This window comes from Paraburkholderia yinzeri (genome assembly GCF_046581065.1).
Taxonomy (GTDB): domain Bacteria; phylum Pseudomonadota; class Gammaproteobacteria; order Burkholderiales; family Burkholderiaceae; genus Paraburkholderia.
The window spans coordinates 23,575-39,757 of record NZ_JBFOCJ010000003.1 but is presented as its reverse complement, the minus strand read 5'-3'; the positions used below and the strand labels follow the sequence as shown (position 1 = coordinate 39,757).

General features: G+C 67.1%; 18 protein-coding genes and 2 pseudogenes. 9 read left to right on the top strand and 11 right to left on the bottom strand.

Annotated elements, in window-relative coordinates; translation table 11 throughout:
* Positions 1-69: 69 nt before the first annotated feature.
* Positions 70-783, top strand: a complete 714-nt coding sequence (locus WJ542_RS26965; protein WP_411192600.1) for a GNAT family N-acetyltransferase — start codon at positions 70-72, stop codon at positions 781-783.
* 34 nt (positions 784-817) lie between these two features.
* Here WJ542_RS26965 and WJ542_RS26960 read toward each other — a convergent pair whose 3' ends face one another.
* Positions 818-1,243 (bottom strand): hypothetical protein, encoded by a 426-nt coding sequence (locus WJ542_RS26960; protein ID WP_411192599.1) that lies wholly within the window; start codon positions 1,241-1,243, stop codon positions 818-820.
* Between WJ542_RS26960 and WJ542_RS26955 the strand changes: the two are divergent.
* Positions 1,134-1,409: pseudogene (locus tag WJ542_RS26955) on the top strand (LysR substrate-binding domain-containing protein); the annotation flags it as partial. The gene WJ542_RS26960 and the pseudogene WJ542_RS26955 sit on opposite strands and share 110 nt — an antisense overlap.
* A 19-nt stretch (positions 1,410-1,428) precedes the next feature.
* Here the strand turns inward: WJ542_RS26955 and WJ542_RS26950 are convergent.
* Positions 1,429-2,889, bottom strand: a complete 1,461-nt coding sequence (locus tag WJ542_RS26950) for an MFS transporter (RefSeq protein WP_411192598.1) — start codon at positions 2,887-2,889, stop codon at positions 1,429-1,431.
* 182 nt (positions 2,890-3,071) lie between these two features.
* On the opposite strand from WJ542_RS26950, the gene WJ542_RS26945 reads away from it, so the two are divergent.
* Positions 3,072-3,944, top strand: coding sequence for a LysR family transcriptional regulator (locus WJ542_RS26945; protein ID WP_411192597.1), 873 nt, complete (start codon positions 3,072-3,074; stop codon positions 3,942-3,944).
* 51 nt (positions 3,945-3,995) lie between these two features.
* Here WJ542_RS26945 and WJ542_RS26940 read toward each other — a convergent pair whose 3' ends face one another.
* From WJ542_RS26940 to WJ542_RS26930, 3 genes are all read right to left on the bottom strand, one after another.
* On the bottom strand, positions 3,996-5,162 hold the full coding sequence (locus WJ542_RS26940; RefSeq protein ID WP_411192596.1) for an alpha-hydroxy-acid oxidizing protein: 1,167 nt from the start codon (positions 5,160-5,162) through the stop codon (positions 3,996-3,998).
* A 194-nt stretch (positions 5,163-5,356) separates the two neighbouring features.
* Positions 5,357-6,697 carry an ATP-binding protein gene (locus tag WJ542_RS26935; RefSeq protein WP_411192595.1) on the bottom strand — a complete coding sequence of 447 codons (1,341 nt, stop codon included), beginning with the start codon at positions 6,695-6,697 and terminating at the stop codon, positions 5,357-5,359.
* Positions 6,694-7,356, bottom strand: a complete 663-nt coding sequence (locus WJ542_RS26930; RefSeq protein ID WP_411192594.1) for a response regulator — start codon at positions 7,354-7,356, stop codon at positions 6,694-6,696. The genes WJ542_RS26935 and WJ542_RS26930 overlap by 4 nt, the downstream gene beginning before the upstream one ends.
* 181 nt (positions 7,357-7,537) lie before the next feature.
* Between WJ542_RS26930 and WJ542_RS26925 the strand changes: the two genes are divergently transcribed.
* On the top strand, positions 7,538-8,326 hold the full coding sequence (locus WJ542_RS26925) for a COG4705 family protein (protein WP_411192593.1): 789 nt from the start codon (positions 7,538-7,540) through the stop codon (positions 8,324-8,326).
* Positions 8,327-8,436: 110 nt separating this feature from the next.
* On the opposite strand, the gene WJ542_RS26920 is transcribed toward WJ542_RS26925, so the two are convergent.
* The gene (locus WJ542_RS26920) at positions 8,437-9,096 is read right to left on the bottom strand and encodes a glutathione S-transferase family protein (RefSeq protein WP_411192591.1); all 660 of its coding nucleotides are present in this window, start codon (positions 9,094-9,096) and stop codon (positions 8,437-8,439) included.
* 252 nt (positions 9,097-9,348) lie between these two features.
* Between WJ542_RS26920 and WJ542_RS26915 the strand changes: the two genes are divergently transcribed.
* Positions 9,349-10,701 carry a polyhydroxyalkanoate depolymerase gene (locus tag WJ542_RS26915; RefSeq protein WP_411192590.1) on the top strand — a complete coding sequence of 451 codons (1,353 nt, stop codon included), beginning with the start codon at positions 9,349-9,351 and terminating at the stop codon, positions 10,699-10,701.
* A 49-nt stretch (positions 10,702-10,750) separates the two neighbouring features.
* Here WJ542_RS26915 and WJ542_RS26910 read toward each other — a convergent pair whose 3' ends face one another.
* Positions 10,751-11,185 carry a cupin domain-containing protein gene (locus tag WJ542_RS26910; protein ID WP_411192588.1) on the bottom strand — a complete coding sequence of 145 codons (435 nt, stop codon included), beginning with the start codon at positions 11,183-11,185 and terminating at the stop codon, positions 10,751-10,753.
* A gap of 196 nt (positions 11,186-11,381) precedes the next feature.
* Between WJ542_RS26910 and WJ542_RS26905 the strand changes: the two genes are divergently transcribed.
* The 3 genes from WJ542_RS26905 (at position 11,382) to WJ542_RS26895 (ending at position 13,186) form a co-directional block, all read left to right on the top strand.
* Positions 11,382-11,756, top strand: coding sequence for a DUF2946 domain-containing protein (locus tag WJ542_RS26905; protein WP_411192587.1), 375 nt, complete (start codon positions 11,382-11,384; stop codon positions 11,754-11,756).
* Between the two features lie 124 nt (positions 11,757-11,880).
* Positions 11,881-12,804: a transporter gene (locus WJ542_RS26900; RefSeq protein WP_411192586.1), complete on the top strand. Its 924-nt coding sequence runs from the start codon at positions 11,881-11,883 to the stop codon at positions 12,802-12,804.
* 16 nt (positions 12,805-12,820) lie between these two features.
* Positions 12,821-13,186, top strand: coding sequence for a copper resistance CopC family protein (locus WJ542_RS26895; RefSeq protein ID WP_411192585.1), 366 nt, complete (start codon positions 12,821-12,823; stop codon positions 13,184-13,186).
* A 44-nt stretch (positions 13,187-13,230) separates the two neighbouring features.
* On the opposite strand, the gene WJ542_RS26890 is transcribed toward WJ542_RS26895, so the two are convergent.
* The 3 genes from WJ542_RS26890 to WJ542_RS26880 are packed head-to-tail and all read right to left on the bottom strand — an operon-like array spanning position 13,231 to position 15,208.
* Positions 13,231-14,097: an SAM-dependent methyltransferase gene (locus WJ542_RS26890; protein WP_411192584.1), complete on the bottom strand. Its 867-nt coding sequence runs from the start codon at positions 14,095-14,097 to the stop codon at positions 13,231-13,233.
* Between the two features lie 15 nt (positions 14,098-14,112).
* Complete coding sequence (locus WJ542_RS26885; RefSeq protein ID WP_411192583.1) at positions 14,113-14,361, bottom strand: hypothetical protein; 249 nt, start codon at positions 14,359-14,361, stop codon at positions 14,113-14,115.
* Positions 14,309-15,208: a hypothetical protein gene (locus WJ542_RS26880; RefSeq protein ID WP_411192582.1), complete on the bottom strand. Its 900-nt coding sequence runs from the start codon at positions 15,206-15,208 to the stop codon at positions 14,309-14,311. The genes WJ542_RS26885 and WJ542_RS26880 overlap by 53 nt, the downstream gene beginning before the upstream one ends.
* Before the next feature lie 78 nt (positions 15,209-15,286).
* On the opposite strand from WJ542_RS26880, the gene WJ542_RS26875 reads away from it, so the two are divergent.
* Positions 15,287-15,628, top strand: a complete 342-nt coding sequence (locus WJ542_RS26875) for a helix-turn-helix domain-containing protein (RefSeq protein WP_411192580.1) — start codon at positions 15,287-15,289, stop codon at positions 15,626-15,628.
* A gap of 292 nt (positions 15,629-15,920) precedes the next feature.
* Here the strand turns inward: WJ542_RS26875 and WJ542_RS26870 are convergent.
* Positions 15,921-16,085, bottom strand: a pseudogene (locus WJ542_RS26870) (peroxiredoxin-like family protein); the annotation flags it as partial.
* Positions 16,086-16,183 lie beyond the last annotated feature (98 nt).

The window sequence follows — 16,183 nt, the reverse complement described above, 5'->3', positions numbered from 1 at the left end:
CGATGCTACCTTCGCGGGCCGTCTGCGTCTATTCTTTGCACCACCACATGATCGATGCAGGAGGACAGCATGGCGGAAACGACCCTCGCCGAACAGGAAGCCGGCACCGCGCACCCGCTGGACAAGGCGATAGGGAACGCGCTCGCCGGCAGACACCACGCCTTCGCGGAAGGAGACGACCGCGTGCGGCGCTATGCAGGCACGGTCGCTCCGTTCGGGGCGATAGCCGACACCAGCCCGGAGTCGTTCCGGACGTTGCGCGCGCTCATCGAGCAGCACGGCCCGACTGCCCTGGTGACCGTGAGCGAGGTCGTGCCTCCCGCGGGTTTCTCCATCGCGAGGCGCGACACCCTGCTGCAGATGGTGTGGCAAGGCGAACCCGACCGCCAGCACGAACCGCCGCACGTGAGGCTGACGGTCCAGGATGTGCCCGAAATGCTCGCCCTCGTGGCGGCCACGCAACCCGGCCCCTTCGGTCCGCGCACCATCGAGCTCGGCACCTATATCGGCATTCGTCACGAGGGCAAGCTCGCCGCGATGGCCGGCGAACGCATCAAGCCGGACGGCTTCACGGAGATCAGCGCGGTCTGCGTAGACCCGGCTTTTCGAGGGCAAGGTCTTGCAGCAAGTCTCATGAAGCGGCTGATCTCGACCATTGCCGCGCGTTCCGAAACGCCCTTTCTGCACGTGATCGCGTCGAATCGCGGCGCCATCGCGCTCTACGAAAAGCTGGGCTTCGTCGAGCGGCGCGCGATGCATCTCATGGTGCTTGGCGTGGCGTAGAGTTGATCGATTGTCGGCAGGCCGAAGCGCGAAATTAAAGCTGCTCCGTGGCGGGAATCCCGGAACGGCGCGACGGTTCGCCGAGCGCCTCGTCCCTCACCCGAACGCGGCTCAGGAACGCAAACGCGGCGAGCGCGCATAGCAGCGTGATCAGCGCGAGTCCGTCGAGTAACTGGCCAAACGCCGCGTGGTAGCCGGCCTGCAGTGTCGCGGGCGCGAGGCCCGGCAGTCGCGCCGCCGCATCGGCAAGGTTCCCCGCCGCGAGCCGCGCAGCAGCATCGGCCACCGCGGCCGGCTGCGCTTGCGGGAGCGCCGCGTGCAGCCGCGCCTGCACGAGTCCGGCAAGCAGCGCGCTCACGCCCGACGGCAGCGAGCCGCCGAACCTGCGCACGACGATGACCTGCAACAACATGGAGGCGCTGCGCGGCGCAGTAGCCGCGGGCTTCGGGATCGGCTTCATGCCGGACTTCCTTGCCCAGGAAACGCTCGCCAGCGGCGCGCTCGTCACGGCGCTCGGCGATCACCCGATCGCGCTCGGCCAGCTCTCGATCCTGTGGCCGTCCAGCCGGCAGCTTTCGCCGAAGCTGCGCGTTTTCGTCGACTTCATGTGTGCGCACCTGTTTCAGGAGTCCGTGCCGCCCGGCATCACGCGCGCCCATGCAAACGCCGATGCAACGGCCCAAGCGCGAGAGAAAGCGCCACGTAGGCCAGCAGCACCCCGACGAGCACAAACATCGTAGTCCTGAACGCGTGCACATAATCGGCGACCATGGGATGCGCACCGAGCGCCGAGAAGAACACCCCGCCGAGCGTTGCGGCACCCACAGCCGCGCCAATCTGCAGCGTCGCCGTCACCATCCCCGACGCCACGCCCGCCCGTTCGGGCGCCACCTCGGCCAGCACGATCCGCACGACAGAGGGAAGCACGAGCCCCTGCCCCATGCCGATCGCAGCGAGTCCCAGGTAAAAGCCCAATCCGGGCGCGGAGCTTCCCGCGAACGCGGCAGAGGCCGCGAGCCCGCACGCGAGCAGCACGTAGCCGAGCGTGAGCACGCGGTAACCGCCGAACCGATGGACGAGCTGCGGCATCAGCAGCGGGCTCGAAAGAAACCCCAGGCCGAACGGCAGGATCGCGAGCCCCGAGGCGAGCGGCGACCAGTGCAGGCCGCCTTGAAGATAGATGCCATAGGTCAGGAAGAACGCGCTCATCGTGTAGAACAGAAACGCCAGCGCGAGGCCCAGCGCCACCACGGGGTTGCGGAAAAGACGCAGATCCAGCAGCGGATCGCGGCCCTCCACGAGCTTGCGCCACTCCACGCGCAGCAGCCAACCGAGCACCGGCAACGAACCGGCGAGGCAGGCCAGCATCCACAGCGGCCAGCCGGCCTCGCGTCCGCGCGTGAGCGGATACACGAGCATCAGCAGGAACAGCGAGAGCAGGAGCGTGCCGGGCAGATCGATGCGCTGGCCGCGCGGCGGCCGGCTTTCCGGGATGAAGCGCCAGCTGCCGAGGAGCGCAAGCAGACCGATCGGCAGATTGACGAGGAAAATTGCGCGCCAGCCCAGCCCGAACGGATGCAGGCTGATCAGCGCGCCGCCGCCAAGCTGGCCGATGACGGCGGCAAGCCCGAACACGAAGCCGTAGAACCCCATGACGCGCACCTGTTCGTGCGGCGTGAAGACGCTACGGATCGTGGCGAGCACCTGCGGCGCCAGAATGGCCGCGAACAGACCCTGGAGCACGCGCCCGGCAACCAGCACGCCGCCACTGCCGGCCAGCCCGCAAAGCGTGGACGCAAGGACGAAGCCGGTCATGCCGATCATGAAGATGCGTTTGCGGCCGTACAGGTCGCCCAGGCGGCCGCCCGTGATCTGGGCAACGGCATTCGCGCAGGCATAGGCGGAGATCACCAGCTCCAGCTCGGCGGGTTGCGCGCCGAGTCCGTCGCGGATGGCCGGCAATGCGAGGTTCACGATGAAGTAGTCGATCGGCGGCAGGATCGCGCCGACCAGCAAGACGACCAGCGCCCAGCCGTGATGGTTGTGCGCCACCTTAGCGGTGGCGCCGCACGCCGGAGCGCGTGCGGCAAGCGTGCTGTCTGTCATGAGCGAAATCTCGATGGGGGGCCGGATGATGGGCCAGATGGGCCAATCAGCGCCACAGCCGCTCGCCTTTTCAGGAACCCACAGCCGGGCATTCGAGACGCCATTCTGACCTTTCCTCATGATCCGGAAAAGCGGGAAATGATGGTAGCATCCATCGCATATCCCGATGGATGAGGCGTGCGATGCGCGGTTTCGATTTCGACCAGTTGAAGACCTTCACAGCGGTGGCGGAGGCGGGCAGCCTCTCCGCGGCTGCGCCGCTGCTGCATCTCTCGCAATCGACCGTCAGCGAACAGGTGCGCAAGCTCGAGGAGCGCGCGGGCGTGCCGCTTTTCGTGCGCAGCAAGCGCGGCGTCGAGCCGACCGCTTCGGGCACACGGCTGCTGGAGCATGCGCGGCGTCTCGTAGCGCTCAACGAGGCCGCTTTCGACGAACTGCGCGGCCAGGCGATCAAGGGCGAGCTGCGTGTCGCGATCACCGAATATTTCCGTCCCAACGAGGTGGCGGGCCTGCTCGCGCGGCTGCGCGAGTGCTACCCGCGGCTCAGCCTGCATGTGCGCGCGATGAAGAGCGCCGATATCGAACTCGCCCAGACGAAGGGGCAGATCGACCTGGGTGTGGTCATGAACCTCTCGACGGGGCCGTACCGGCCCGTTGCCAGCGACGCCCAGTGGATCCTGCGGCGCGAGCCGCTCTACTGGGTCGCGTCGGCGGCGCTGGCGGAGCAGTTGCCCGAGCGGCTGCCGCTCGTGCTGCTGCCGGACGACTGCATGATGCACCAGACCGCGGTGCGTTCGCTCGAAGACAAGGCGCTGCCCTACGAGCTCGTGCACAGCGCGTCCGGCGTGGCTGGCCTGCAATCGATGGTCGCGGCCGGCCTCGGCGTGGGCTGCCTCTGCGCGTCGTCGATCCCGGACGGGCTCGTGCGGCTGGGCGCGAAGTACCGGTTGCCGGTGTTGCCCGAGGCCGTGTTCTCGCTCACGCCGCCGCATCCCGGCGAACGGGAAACGGTGACGCAGGCGAGAGAGGTGCTGTCGCGGCAGTTGTTGGTGTGAGACGTGTGAGACCTGGCCACTCGGCCAGAAGAGCCGGGCCGGTGGATAGCGTTACGGGCGCGTGCGGCGCACGCCCGCGGCCCGCAGCATCGCGAGATCGGGGAAGCCGTCGACGGCCATCAGCAGATCCGCCTCGGCAAGCAGGGACCGCACGACGTGGACGACGCCGGCCGCGCCGCCCAGCGCAAGACCATAGGCATACGGCCGGCCGACGCCGACCATGCTGGCCCCCATCGCGAGCGCCTTGACGACGTCGGTGCCCGAACGGATGCCCGAATCGAACCAGACCGGAACCTTGCCGCATGCCGCGACGAGCGCGGGCAGGAGGTCGATCGAGGCGATTCCGCCGTTGGCCTGGCGGCCGCCATGGTTCGAGCAATAGATCGCGTCGACGCCGGTGTCGACGGCGCGCTTCGCGTCGTCGGGATGCTGGATGCCTTTGACGATCAGCGGCAGGCGGGTGAGGGAGCGCAGCCAGACCAGATCGTCCCAGGTGACGGTCTGCCCGAATACCGATGCCCATTGACGCACGGCCCCGGCGATATCCTCTTCCGGCGGCGCCGCGAGCTTTGCGCGGAAGTGCGGATCCGAGAAGTAATTGGCGAGCGCCACGCCGCGCAACTGGGGAAAGTTGCTGTCGTTGAGGTCGCGCGGGCGCCAGCCCGTCAGCCAGGTGTCGAGCGTGACGACGATGCCCTGGTAGCCGGCCGTTTCGGCCCGCCGCACGAAGCTCGCGGCAAGATCGCGATCCTTGGGCGTATAGAGCTGGAAGAAGGCCGTGCCTTCGCCCAACGCTTGCGCAACCGTTTCGAGCGGGTCGTTCATCAGCGTGGAAGCGATCATCGGCACGCCGGCTTCCGCCGCGGCCTTCGCCGTCGCGATGTCGCCGTGGCCGTCCTGCGCACACGCGCCGATCACGCCGATCGGCGCGAGCATCAGCGGGGACGGGTAGCGCTTTCCGAACATCTCGACGGAAAGATCGCGCTCGCGCGTATCGACCAGCATGCGCGGCACGATCCCCCACTCCGCGAAGGCATCGACATTGCGGCGCTGCGTGGACTCGTCGCCGCAACCGCCCTGGACGTAGCTCAGCAGCGACGGCGACAGGGCGGAGGCCGCCCGCTCCTCCAGCCGTTTGAAATCCACGGGAAGACTCGGCCGAATGCCGTGGAGGCCTTTGAAGTAGATTTCGTTCTGGTAATCACCGAATTGCTTCATGGTCACCTGCACAAGTGGGTGGGCGATCTCCGGACGCGTCGCGCGACTCGCGGGCGCCTGTGCGGTACCGGCGGCGTCGCGTGGCCAGAGGCGTGGAGGCATGATGTCGGTAATCCCGCGCGGATTCTGTCGGGTAGGCGACAACTCCGTGCGCGGGAATAAAGCGTGGCAACGGCCGGAAGGCCTGCGCCGTCTCAAGCGCCGGCTGCGCTCAGCCCTTCCACGGCCACGGTCAGGCCGTGCCCGTCGGCATTGTTCTGCAATGTCAGCGTCAGGGCCTGCCGCTCCGCAATGCGCCACGCAATGGAAAGCCCGAGCCCGCTGCCCGTGCCGGGCACATGGCTGCTGCGGTAGAAGCGGTCGAGCACGCGTTCGAGCTCGTCCGCCGGAATGCCGGGTCCGTTGTCGACCACCTGGAAGCCGAGCCGGTCGCCGCTGCGCGTCAGCACGAGATCGACCTTGCCGCCCTGCGGGGTGTAGCGGACCGCGTTGTCGATCAGGTTGCCGAGGAGCGTGGCGAGGCCATGCGCGTCCGCGAGCACCTCGCACGGATCGTCTGGGGAGACCGGCGCGCGGTGTTCGAGACCGAGGTCGATGCCCTTCTCCTCCGCCAGCAGCGAGAAGTCGCCAACCGCGTGCTCCGCGAGCTTGCGCAGGCTCACGCGCGCCGCGTCGCGCTCGGGGCCGGCGTCCTCGCGCGCGAGCGTCAGCAGTTGCTGCGCGAGCCGGATGAGGCGATTGAGCCGCATGGAGACACGTTCTAGCGTGTGCGCCTCGCCGCTGAGCGTACCGTCGCGCAGCGCCGCCTGAAGCTGAAGCTTGAGCGCAGCGAGCGGCGAGCGCAGTTCGTGCGCCGCGTCGGCGATGAAGTTGCGTTGGGTCTGCGAAGCGATTCTCAGGCGTTGCAGCAAGTCGTTCAGCGCCTCGACGAGCGGTCGCAGTTCGACCGGCGTTGTGTTGTCGATGCGCAGCGGTTCGAGCGAGTTGAGCGAGCGCGTCGCGAGTGCCGTCGAGAGCGCGCTCACGGGCGCGAGCCCGCGTGCCGCGACGAGCAGCACGAGCGCAATCGCCGCCGGCACGAACAGGGCGAACGGCCACAGGGTATGCAGCGCGAGCCTGAGCGCGAGCCCGTCGCGCACCGAAACCGGTTGCGCGACCTGCACGTAGCGCCCCGCCTGCTGCGTGCCGTACACGCGCCAGCGATTCTCCTCGTGTTCGACCGTGCGAATGCCGCTCACATAGCGCGGCAGCGTAGGCGTCATGCGCGAGTGGTAGACGAGATGGCCGGCGTCGTCCCAGATCTCGATCAGGATGAGGTCGTCGGCAATGCCTTCGTATTCCGGATCGGGTTGCTCGACATTGCGTGCGGCTTCGAGATTCGCCGGCATCGAGAGCGCCACCGTGCGCAACTCGTAGTCGAACAGTTCGCTGGCCTCCTTACGGGCCGTGTGAAAGATGCCGAACGCGGAAATCGCCGAAGCGACAGCGAACCCGCAGATCAGGCCGCCCAGCAGCTTGCGGCGTATCGAACTCATTCGCACCTCTTGAGCCGGTAGCCCACGCCGCGCACCGTAACGATCTGCTCCGGGCCGAGCTTGCGGCGCAAGCTGTGGACATGCACTTCGATCGTGTTGCTGCCCACTTCCTCGCCCCAGCCGTACATGCGCTCTTCGAGCTCGGCCCGCGTAAACACCCGCGCGGGCTCCTCGATCAACGCACGCAGCAACGCGAACTCGCGCGGCAGCAGCGCCACGTTCTCGCCGTTCATCGTCACTTCATGGCCGGCCGGATCGAGCAGCAGCGCGCCGTGCGTATAGACAGGCTGCTTTTTGCCCGTGCGCCGGCGCAGCAGCGCGCGGGCGCGGGCTGCCAGTTCGTCGAGGTCGAAGGGCTTGATGAGGTAGTCGTCGGCGCCGGCGTCGAGGGCGCCGATGCGCTCGCTCACCGCGTCGCGCGCGGTCAGGACAAGCACGGGCGCATCGCCGTCGCGCAGGCGATAGTCGGTGAGCACCGCGATGCCGTCCTTCTTCGGCAGGCCCAGATCAAGCAGAACGAGGTCGTAGACGCCGCTGCCGAGCGAGAGCTCGGCCTCGCGTCCGTCATGCGCCCAGTCGACCGCATAGCCTTCGCGCCGCATCGACTCGAGCACCGTCTCGCCGATCATCTCGTCGTCTTCCACCAGCAAGAGGCGCATGGCGCTCCCCGTTTATCGCAACCCTGCATTGTCCCGCATCGCGGCTTAAGTCGGGCTTAAACTGCATGCCATGCGAATGCGCGACGCACTGCTCCGTGCCGCTTAAGTGTTCGTTAAGCCGCGGAAGCTTAAAGTGCGCGACTGTTTCGTTTCCTCCGTACGTTCCCCAGGGAGTCGCCCCATGCATTCCAGCAGTCGAAGTCTTGCCGGTCATGTCGTCAGCAAGGTCCCCGAGGTCACGCTCGGCTTCTGGCTCATCAAGATCGCGGCCACCACGCTCGGCGAAACGGGCGGCGACTGGGTGACGATGTCGCTGAATCTCGGCTATCTCGCCGGCTCGCTGATCTTCCTCGTGAGCTTCATCGTACTGGTCTCGGGCCAGATCCGCGCACAGCGGTTCTATCCCTTCCTGTACTGGGCCACCATCGTCGCGACGACCACGCTCGGCACGACGCTCGCCGACTTCTGCGACCGCTCGCTCGGCGTCGGCTATCCGGGCGGCGTCTCGATCGTCGCCGCGTTGCTCGTCGCGAGCCTTGCCGTCTGGTATCGCGTCGAGGGCACGGTGTCGGTCGAGAGCGTCGTGAGCGCACGCGCGGAATGGTTCTACTGGATCACGATTCTGTTCTCGCAGACGCTCGGCACCGCGCTCGGCGACTGGGTCGCCGACGACGATCGCGGCGGGCTCGGCCTCGGCTTCGAAACGGGCGCCGCCCTCTTCGGCGCCGGACTCGTGGTCGTGGCGCTGCTCCGGCTCTGGCCGCGCGTATCGCGCACGGCACTCTTCTGGGCCGCGTTCGTGCTCACGCGCCCGCTTGGCGCCACGCTCGGGGATCTGCTCGACAAGCCGGTCGCGCAAGGCGGCCTGGATTTCAGCCGCTTCTACGCGTCGGCCATCCTGATCGTGTTCATGGTGGGCTGCGTCGTGCTGATCCCGCAACGCGCGGCGCGGCGCGCGCCTTCCGCGTAACGCTTGCGCTCAACCCACGCGCACGCCATTCGCGTACTGGATGCTGCGCATCACGACGTTGAGCGCACGCCAACGATGTGGTACTGCAACGCCCGGCGCCACGCGTAAATCTAGAACTCGACGTCGAGCTCGTCGATATCCTCGGTCTCCGACTGGGCCGCCGCGATCCACTCCGCGACGAAGGGTTGCTTGAGCACGCGCAGGCAGTAGTCGGCGATGTCGCGGTCGAGCTTCACGTCATAGGTCAGAAGACGCGTGACGACAGGCGCATACATGGCGTCGGCGGCGCAGATCTCGCCAAAGAGCCAGGGGCCGCCATAAGCGGCAAAGCATTCGCGCCAGATCGTCACGATGCGTTCGATGTCGTCCTGCGCACGCGACCACACGCGAAAGTCGGGGAAGTGGCCGCGCAGGTTCATCGGCAAAGCCGAACGCAATGCGCTGAAGCCCGAATGCATCTCGCCGCAGATCGAGCGGCAATGCGCGCGCGCATTGCGCCCGGCCGGCAGCAAACCCGCGTTCGGGCACGCCTCGTTCAGATACTCGCAGATCGCGAGCGTGTCCCAGATCTTGATGCCGTCGTGCTGCAGGCAGGGCACGAGGATCGACGGCGAAAGCAGCAGCAACTCCGCGCGCGCCGCGGGATCGTCCACGGGCACGGTCACCGTCTCGAACGGCAGTCCCGCCAGCTTCGCCAGCAGCCAGCCCCGCATCGACCACGACGAATAATTCCGGCTGCTGATCGTCAAGGTCGTTTCCGTCTGACTCATGCGCGTCTCCGCGTGGCGATGCCATCTCAAGTGGTGTCGTCGGGGTGCGCCGCGCACCGCGAACGGCGAGCGATGCACCAACTTGCGGCGCGGTGCGGACCGCCGGATCATGCGCGTCTCGTTCGCGAGGCCGCGGCACCGCCTTTGCAAGCGGTTCGCCGCAAGCGTCGTGCCAGTCGCCGGCGTCACGCTGGCTCACGTATTGCTTGCTCACGCCTGTCCCCGCTGTGGCCTTCGCCCGGTCTGCGCCCCATGAACCTGCTCGCTTATCCGCTCTATCAGGCCATCGCCGATCTTGGCGCCCCATGGCGCGCCGGCGCCTCGGCCGTGCGCGCCGCCCTCGCCGCATGGCCCGAGGCCACCGCAGGCTTCGGCCTCGACGCGCGGCACCTGGACGCGTGCTGCGAACTCGTCGAGATGATGGGCCTCACGCATGCGCGGCCGCCTTTCGGCATCGGCCAGATCGACGTGAACGGCGAACCCGTGGCCGTTCATGAGGAGTACGTGAAACGTACGCCGTTCGGCTCGCTGTTGCACTTTCGCAAGGACAGCGCCGTACCGCAGCCTCGCGTGCTGATCGTCGCCCCGATGTCGGGGCACTTCGCAACGCTCCTGCGCGGCACGGTGCGCACCATGCTCGCCGACCACGACGTCTATATCACCGACTGGCACAACCCGCGCGACGTCCCGCTTGCGGCCGGCCGCTTCGGCTTCGACGAATATGTGGAGCACGTCATCTCGTTCATTCGCCGCATCGGGCCGGACGCTCACCTCGTCGCGATCTGCCAGCCCACGGTGGCGGCGCTCGCCGCGGTTTCGCTGATGGCCGCCGACAACGATCCGTCCCAGCCCGCCAGCATGACGCTCATGGCCGGCCCCATCGATTGCCGCGTGAATCCCACGCGCGTGAACGATCTCGCGAACAGCAAGCCCATCGAATGGTTCGAGCGCAACCTCATCAGTGTCGTGCCGGGCGGCTTCGCCGGCGCGCAGCGGCGCGTCTACCCGGGCTTCGTGCAGCTCACCGCGTTCATGTCGATGAATCTGGAGCGGCACGCGGCCTCGTTCGCCGATCTGCACCGCGAACGCGCGAAGGGCGATCCGGCCAGGGCCGACGCCATCCGTACGTTCTACGAAGAGTATTTCGCCACCACCGACCTCACCGCCGAGTTCTACCTCGAAACCGTAAGCTCGGTATTCCAGCAATACGCACTGCCGCTCGGCAGGCTGAAGGTGGGCGAGCGCCTCGTCGAGCCGCATGCGATCCGCCGCACGGCGCTCCTCACGATCGAAGGCGAAAAAGACGACATCTGCGCCGTGGGACAGACCGTAGCGGCCCAGGAGCTGTGTGCGGCGCTGCGCCCGTACATGAAGACACATCACGTGCAAACCGGCGTGGGACATTACGGCGTGTTCAACGGCCGCAAATGGGAGTCGCAGATCTACCCCATGGTGCGCGCGACGATTCACGATCACGAGCCGCGCGTGCGCCGCTTCGGCTCGGCTTCGCAAGCCGGGGCGCACGGCGAGCAGGTGAGCCTGCGCCAGCTCGTCGACGCTGAAGCCAGGACCGCCGCCGTCATCGCGAAGGCGGCGCAGACCTGAGGCAAGGCCCGCGCGATGTCCGGCGCAATGTCCCGTATGGCGCCCTGCATCAAACGTTCGCGGTACGCCAGGGCGCAGGCGCGGGGACCGCGCAGGGGGCTTCGACGTCGATCGACTTGAAGCTCGCGGGGCTCACGATTTCCAGGTACTCCATATCGGGCGAGTAGTCGAAGAGGTAATGCGCGATGCCTGGCGCCTGATGCACGCAGTCACCCGCCTCGACGAGCGTCTCCTGCTCGCCATACATGAAGCGCGCCCAGCCCTTGAGCATGATGACGATATGGAAGTCGGCCTCGTGCCGGTGCCAGCCGGTGCCCTGCTCGGGCGGCTGATTCGCGCGCACGAGCTGCGCGACGACCTTGCCGTGCGTCGCCGCCGCGATCCCCAGATCGCGATAGACGAAGAAGTCGCGCAGGCCGCCGCTCTCGAATGCGGTGTCCTGCGGCTTGACGTGCGAAAAGCGAGTAGCGAACTCCGTGGCCATGACCCGGCTCCCATTCAGAATGGCGGCCTGAAAACAAGCATTTCCCGTTCCATCGCCGCGAATCGCGGCATAGCCGCGCATGCATGGGCACTCCGGCTTTGCGTGGCATAATCGGCGCACCCGAGCACGCCACGCTGCACCGCGGCGCGCCTCGCCTGCACCTGAACCGCGCCTTCGTGGCGCACGCCCGCGCCGCATGCTACGCATCCGTCTACAGAAACTCGGCAGCCTGCTCGGATTGCTTGCAATCCTGCTGAGCACGCTTGCGCCGACCGTTTCGCAGACGCTGGCCGCCCATCATCGCCTGGGCAACGCGCTCGCCACTTACTGCACGGCCGAAGCCGGCACCGGCGCGACGCAGGACAGCGGCCAGCATGCGCCCATGCAGCACTGGCAGGCCTGCCCGTATTGCGGCCTGCTCGCGCATGTGCCCGTGCTCCCCGGCGTGTCCGTGCCGTTTGCTGTCTCGCTCGCCATCGCACGCGCGACGGTTGCGCCGGCGCGGCCCGAAATCCGCGCGCTGGCCATCCATACCACCGCGCAGCCGCGCGCCCCTCCCGCCTTTTCCTGATCCGGTCCACCCCCGGCTCCCCCGGTAACGAACCGAAAAACCGAACACCGCGCTGCACCCGCAGCCGCGGCTGGCCGTCATGCGTGCGCGCATGACTTCGGAAACACACATCAGGAAAAATCACATGCATACGCACTTCAGGCGGCATATCGCGCCTGCGCGCGCCGCCCTGCTCGCTTCGGCCGCAGTCCTGTGCGCGGCCGGCCCGACGGCCGCGCGCGCGCACGCCGTGGTCGGCGACCGCGTCTTCCCGGCCACGCTCACCGTGGACGACCCCGGCGTGGGCGACGAATTCGACACGCAATTCGGCCATATCAAGTCGCCCGACGACGACGGCGACAACATGAACGTCAACACCGTCTCCTACGAGTGGGACAAGCTCATCACGAAGAATCTCGACCTGATCGTACAGAGCGACTATGTGGGCCAGAACGCGCCGGGCGGCAATTCGGCCAAGGGCTGGGACGACGTGACGATAGGCGCGAAATACCTCGTCTACGCGAACGCCCGGCACGAGTTCATGGCGTCGGTCGGGCTGCTCGCCACCATCGGCGGCACGGGCGCGAAGTCGGTCGCAGACCCGTATTCCACGTTCTCGCCCACGGTCTATTTCGGCAAAGGCTTTGGCGACCTGCCCGCCTCGCTCAGCTACCTGAGGCCGTTCGCCATCACGGCCCAGATCGGGCCCAACCTGACGACCGCGACATCGGCGGAAGGGCCGAACTCGTTCGGCTGGGCGTTCACCCTGCAGTACAGCATCCCTTACCTGCAGCAGGAGGTGAAGGATCTTGGGTTGCCGCAGCCGTTCAGCAACCTGTACCTTGTTGTCGAAGCGCCCATGGCGACCTGCACGGCGGGCGCATGTTCCGGGCAGACGACCGGGACCATCAACCCGGGCGTCCTGTGGCTCAACCGCTATGGCCAGCTCGGCGTCGAAGCCGAGATTCCGGTCAACCGCCTGACCGGCAATCACGTCGGCGTGCTGCTCGACGCCCACCTGTATTTCGACGATCTCTTCCCGAATTCGCTTGGCAAACCCCTCTTCTGATCGAAGGAGACTATCCATGAAACTGCATACTGCCGTACGCGCCACCGTTGCCGCGCTTTTCGTCGCCACCTGCCAGCTCGCCCACGCGCATGCCTATCCCAAGCACCAGGAGCCCTCCGCGGGCGCCACCGTGCCGGCCACGCAGAAGGACGTGGCGATTGAATTCGACGACGCGCTCGAGCCTGCGTTCAGCTCGATCGCCGTCACCGATGCTCAGGGCAAGTCCGTTACGAGCGGCAAATCCGAAGTCGACGCTTCGGACAGCAAACACATGTCGGTGGGGCTCAATGCGCTGACGCCGGGCGTCTATACGGTTGCGTGGGTAGCCGTCGCCGCGGACGGGCATCGCACGCAGGGCCATTACTCGTTCACGGTGAAATAGGGCTGGCAGTCAGGCCGGTGGCGGCCGCGCGCCGCCGCCTCGTTTCAGATGCGCTCCGCGTAGACCGATCGCTCGATCGGCATGCAGACGAGCGTACGGCCCGTTGGCACGATGTAGCGCCGCGCAAGCTCGGCCGGCTCCGGTGCGTCGATCACGCGCCAGCCGTAAGACGCAAGCAATGAGGGCAGTTCTGCCGGATCGATGCCGTATCGCCAGATCGCATGCTTCGCCACAAAGCGGCGATAGAACACGTCCTGGCCATCCAGCGGCACCCCCTCCAGAAAATCCCGGCGCACGTAGGTCAACGCCAGGCGACTGCCGGGCACCGCCGTCGCGAGAAATTCGAGGGTCTTGCGCACGCCCGCTTCGTCGAGATACTGCGTGACGCCCTCCCAGATGAAGAACGTTCGCTGCTGCGGCGCGTAGCCGTGAGCGGTAAGCGTCGCGTCCAGCGCGTCGTGCCCAAGGTCCGCCGCCACGAGATGGATTTGCGGCGGCAAAGAACCGAGGCGCTGCGACAGACGCCGCCACTTCGCATCGATATTCACCGGCTGATCCAGTTCCCACGCGCGTACGCGGGTGCCCGGCAGCATGCGGTATGCGCGCGTGTCGAAGCCCGCGCCGAGATTGACGAGCGCTTCGATCCCGTCCAGCGCCTCGCGCAGCTTGTCGTCGATAAAGCGCTTGCGGCACAGGATGCCGCCCCATAGGCCCGGGTAGCGTCGCTCCGCCAGTGCGGCCAACACGTTGGCCGCACGCGGGCCCATGCGGGCAAGTGCCGCTCGCGCGGCGCCGGGGAGGAGCGCGACGGCGAGAGGGTCGGTAACGATCCGCTCGCGCGGCGCGAAATGCTGCTCCAGCGCCACCAGCGCCATTGGGTCCACACTGGTCCGGGCGGCTTCGTGGGTCACGGCCGGCCCAATCGTTCAGGTATCCAGATGATTCGGACCGTGCCGGCGCCCCTGCACGCTGACGACGGAGTCGAACAGCGCCTCGGCGCGCGCAAGCTCGTCCAGCGCGTGGTCGAGGCGCGACTGCGCGGCTCCATGAGCCATCGATGAGACTTCGAATTCGGCCTCGCCGCGAACGGCGCGAAAGGCCACCTCGACGTTGCGCGTCGCTTCAACGAAGCGTTGCGCGGCCTCGGCTTCTCGTGAACGGATGATGATCGCCATGGAAGAGTTCCATCGTCAGTTGCGTCCAGTCGGTCACGCGCGCAACGCTGCGTGCCCGTGAACGTGCGCCCCCGTGCCGGGCCGCAACGACCGGCTCGACCGGAGACATATCGAAGAGATCGCGCGTGAAGCCGCGCGTTTGCTGCGTGGCCGGCTGGCTGCGCATGCGCTTCGTGAGATCCGCATAGGCTTCGAAATCGCCGTTGCGCACGGCCTCGTGAATCGACGCAAGATCGCGCGCCTTGACGAGCGTGGGCTGCGTGAGGCGCACGAAGTACGGCGCTTCGAGCTCGACGCCCAGCGCGACGGGGTACGGCTTGCCCGCCGGCGCAGGCTCTCCCGCGCGCTCCACGCGATCGACCACGACCGTGGCTTGCGACACGCACGGCGCCTTGCCGGTGCTCACGCTGCGCAGCCGCTCGGGACAGATGTTGAGGCTGCTACCGATGCTGAGCTCGGTGGGCGAAGCGCACACCAGCGCGTAGTGGTGATCGCGGGCGCGCCCCGAAGGCCAGGTCGTGCGGCTCGCCACGAATACATGCATGGGCAGTTGCCGCACCTGCCCGCCCGCATCGACCCAGGCGTTCCATACCAGCGCGTCTTCGCGTTTGCGCGGCACATGGCGGGGCCGGCCCGCCGAAGGCGAAAAGAGCGCAAGCAGCGAGCCCGTGCGCAGTGCCGCGACCTGCGCGCTGCTGCCGAGCGACTGGCTGATGCCCCACAGGAACCGCCCGCCGCCCAGCCTGCGCTCCCACTCCTTGCGCAGCATGAGCGTAGCGAGATCTTCCCCGGTCTCCGATCCGGATCGGGACCAGCAAAAGGTGGGCGGTAGGTGTTTCAGTGCCATCGACTTCCTCGGAATACATCGACTCGCCAATTCGGCGAGCAATTCAATAGTCGTTACTGTATAGGTATAATGCATGACATGGAAGCCCCAGACAAACATTTTCCGGTGCAGGAGCTATTGATGCGGCTGTCGGCAGATTCCCGCTCGGCCAGCGAAATAGCAAGGCTTTCGGGAGTTAGCCAGCCTACCGTCTCGCGACTTCGGTCGTCGAACGGGCGCCGGCTACGCCGGAGCGCGTCATTCAATAAGCTATGCAGTTTCTACGATGTCAAACCTCCGCCCGCCGGACGGCATGACGCTGCCTATAACGACTTGCTCCGCAACGCGATCGTCGAAGCGTGGGACGGATCGGAGGAGCACGGCCGCGCGCTGCTCGTCGTGATCAACGGATTGAAAGAGATGAGCGGACGGCCGCGGTAGGTAGCCAATAGGTCGCCAGATAGCCGCAGCAGGTCGCGGCGCCAGGCGGCCCGGAAGGAAAAGATGCGGGTAGCGATCGCACAGGTCGCCGGGTGGAGGGGACGAAGCCTCGAAAGGTCACCGGTTATGGGAAGTTGGCCCCGGAAAGAGGCCGATTCGTCAGAGAAATTCCGTCGGAAACGCGTTGCGCGGCCCTCGGAAAGCCGCGCCGTGCGCCGCGTTCCAGCCTGCAAGGTCGCCGGATCCCAAATCCGGTTACCTTGCGCCTCCCGCGCCGGGCTTCGGCGCTACCTCAGACCGTTGTGCGCGCATGTTGCAGCACGGGCAGCAGATCGGACGGCTCGGGGCGGCGCGTGTAGTCCGGATTGACCTCCGGATACAGAATCACGCCGCCCAGGCCGATCACGTAGCGCGCCGGCATCGGCAAAGTCCAGCTCGGGTCGCCGTTCACGGTCGGCCGCATGGTCAATGCGCGCACGCGCGCGCTCGTGAGCTATATAGAAAAGACGCTCGGTCCGTTACTGGACTTGACGGGCGCTGTCGCGACACGCGAAG

Bases quoted from the DNA above. Each gene is read 5' to 3' on its own strand.
- WJ542_RS26965 (WP_411192600.1), top strand. From the start codon at position 70: ATGGCGGAAACGACCCTCGCCGAACAGGAAGCCGGCACCGCGCACCCG.
- WJ542_RS26960 (WP_411192599.1), bottom strand. From the start codon at position 1,243: ATGAAGCCGATCCCGAAGCCCGCGGCTACTGCGCCGCGCAGCGCCTCC.
- WJ542_RS26950 (WP_411192598.1), bottom strand. From the start codon at position 2,889: ATGACAGACAGCACGCTTGCCGCACGCGCTCCGGCGTGCGGCGCCACC.
- WJ542_RS26945 (WP_411192597.1), top strand. From the start codon at position 3,072: ATGCGCGGTTTCGATTTCGACCAGTTGAAGACCTTCACAGCGGTGGCG.
- WJ542_RS26940 (WP_411192596.1), bottom strand. From the start codon at position 5,162: ATGAAGCAATTCGGTGATTACCAGAACGAAATCTACTTCAAAGGCCTC.
- WJ542_RS26935 (WP_411192595.1), bottom strand. From the start codon at position 6,697: ATGAGTTCGATACGCCGCAAGCTGCTGGGCGGCCTGATCTGCGGGTTC.
- WJ542_RS26930 (WP_411192594.1), bottom strand. From the start codon at position 7,356: ATGCGCCTCTTGCTGGTGGAAGACGACGAGATGATCGGCGAGACGGTG.
- WJ542_RS26925 (WP_411192593.1), top strand. From the start codon at position 7,538: ATGCATTCCAGCAGTCGAAGTCTTGCCGGTCATGTCGTCAGCAAGGTC.
- WJ542_RS26920 (WP_411192591.1), bottom strand. From the start codon at position 9,096: ATGAGTCAGACGGAAACGACCTTGACGATCAGCAGCCGGAATTATTCG.
- WJ542_RS26915 (WP_411192590.1), top strand. From the start codon at position 9,349: ATGAACCTGCTCGCTTATCCGCTCTATCAGGCCATCGCCGATCTTGGC.
- WJ542_RS26910 (WP_411192588.1), bottom strand. From the start codon at position 11,185: ATGGCCACGGAGTTCGCTACTCGCTTTTCGCACGTCAAGCCGCAGGAC.
- WJ542_RS26905 (WP_411192587.1), top strand. From the start codon at position 11,382: ATGCTACGCATCCGTCTACAGAAACTCGGCAGCCTGCTCGGATTGCTT.
- WJ542_RS26900 (WP_411192586.1), top strand. From the start codon at position 11,881: ATGCATACGCACTTCAGGCGGCATATCGCGCCTGCGCGCGCCGCCCTG.
- WJ542_RS26895 (WP_411192585.1), top strand. From the start codon at position 12,821: ATGAAACTGCATACTGCCGTACGCGCCACCGTTGCCGCGCTTTTCGTC.
- WJ542_RS26885 (WP_411192583.1), bottom strand. From the start codon at position 14,361: ATGGCGATCATCATCCGTTCACGAGAAGCCGAGGCCGCGCAACGCTTC.
- WJ542_RS26880 (WP_411192582.1), bottom strand. From the start codon at position 15,208: ATGGCACTGAAACACCTACCGCCCACCTTTTGCTGGTCCCGATCCGGA.
- WJ542_RS26875 (WP_411192580.1), top strand. From the start codon at position 15,287: ATGGAAGCCCCAGACAAACATTTTCCGGTGCAGGAGCTATTGATGCGG.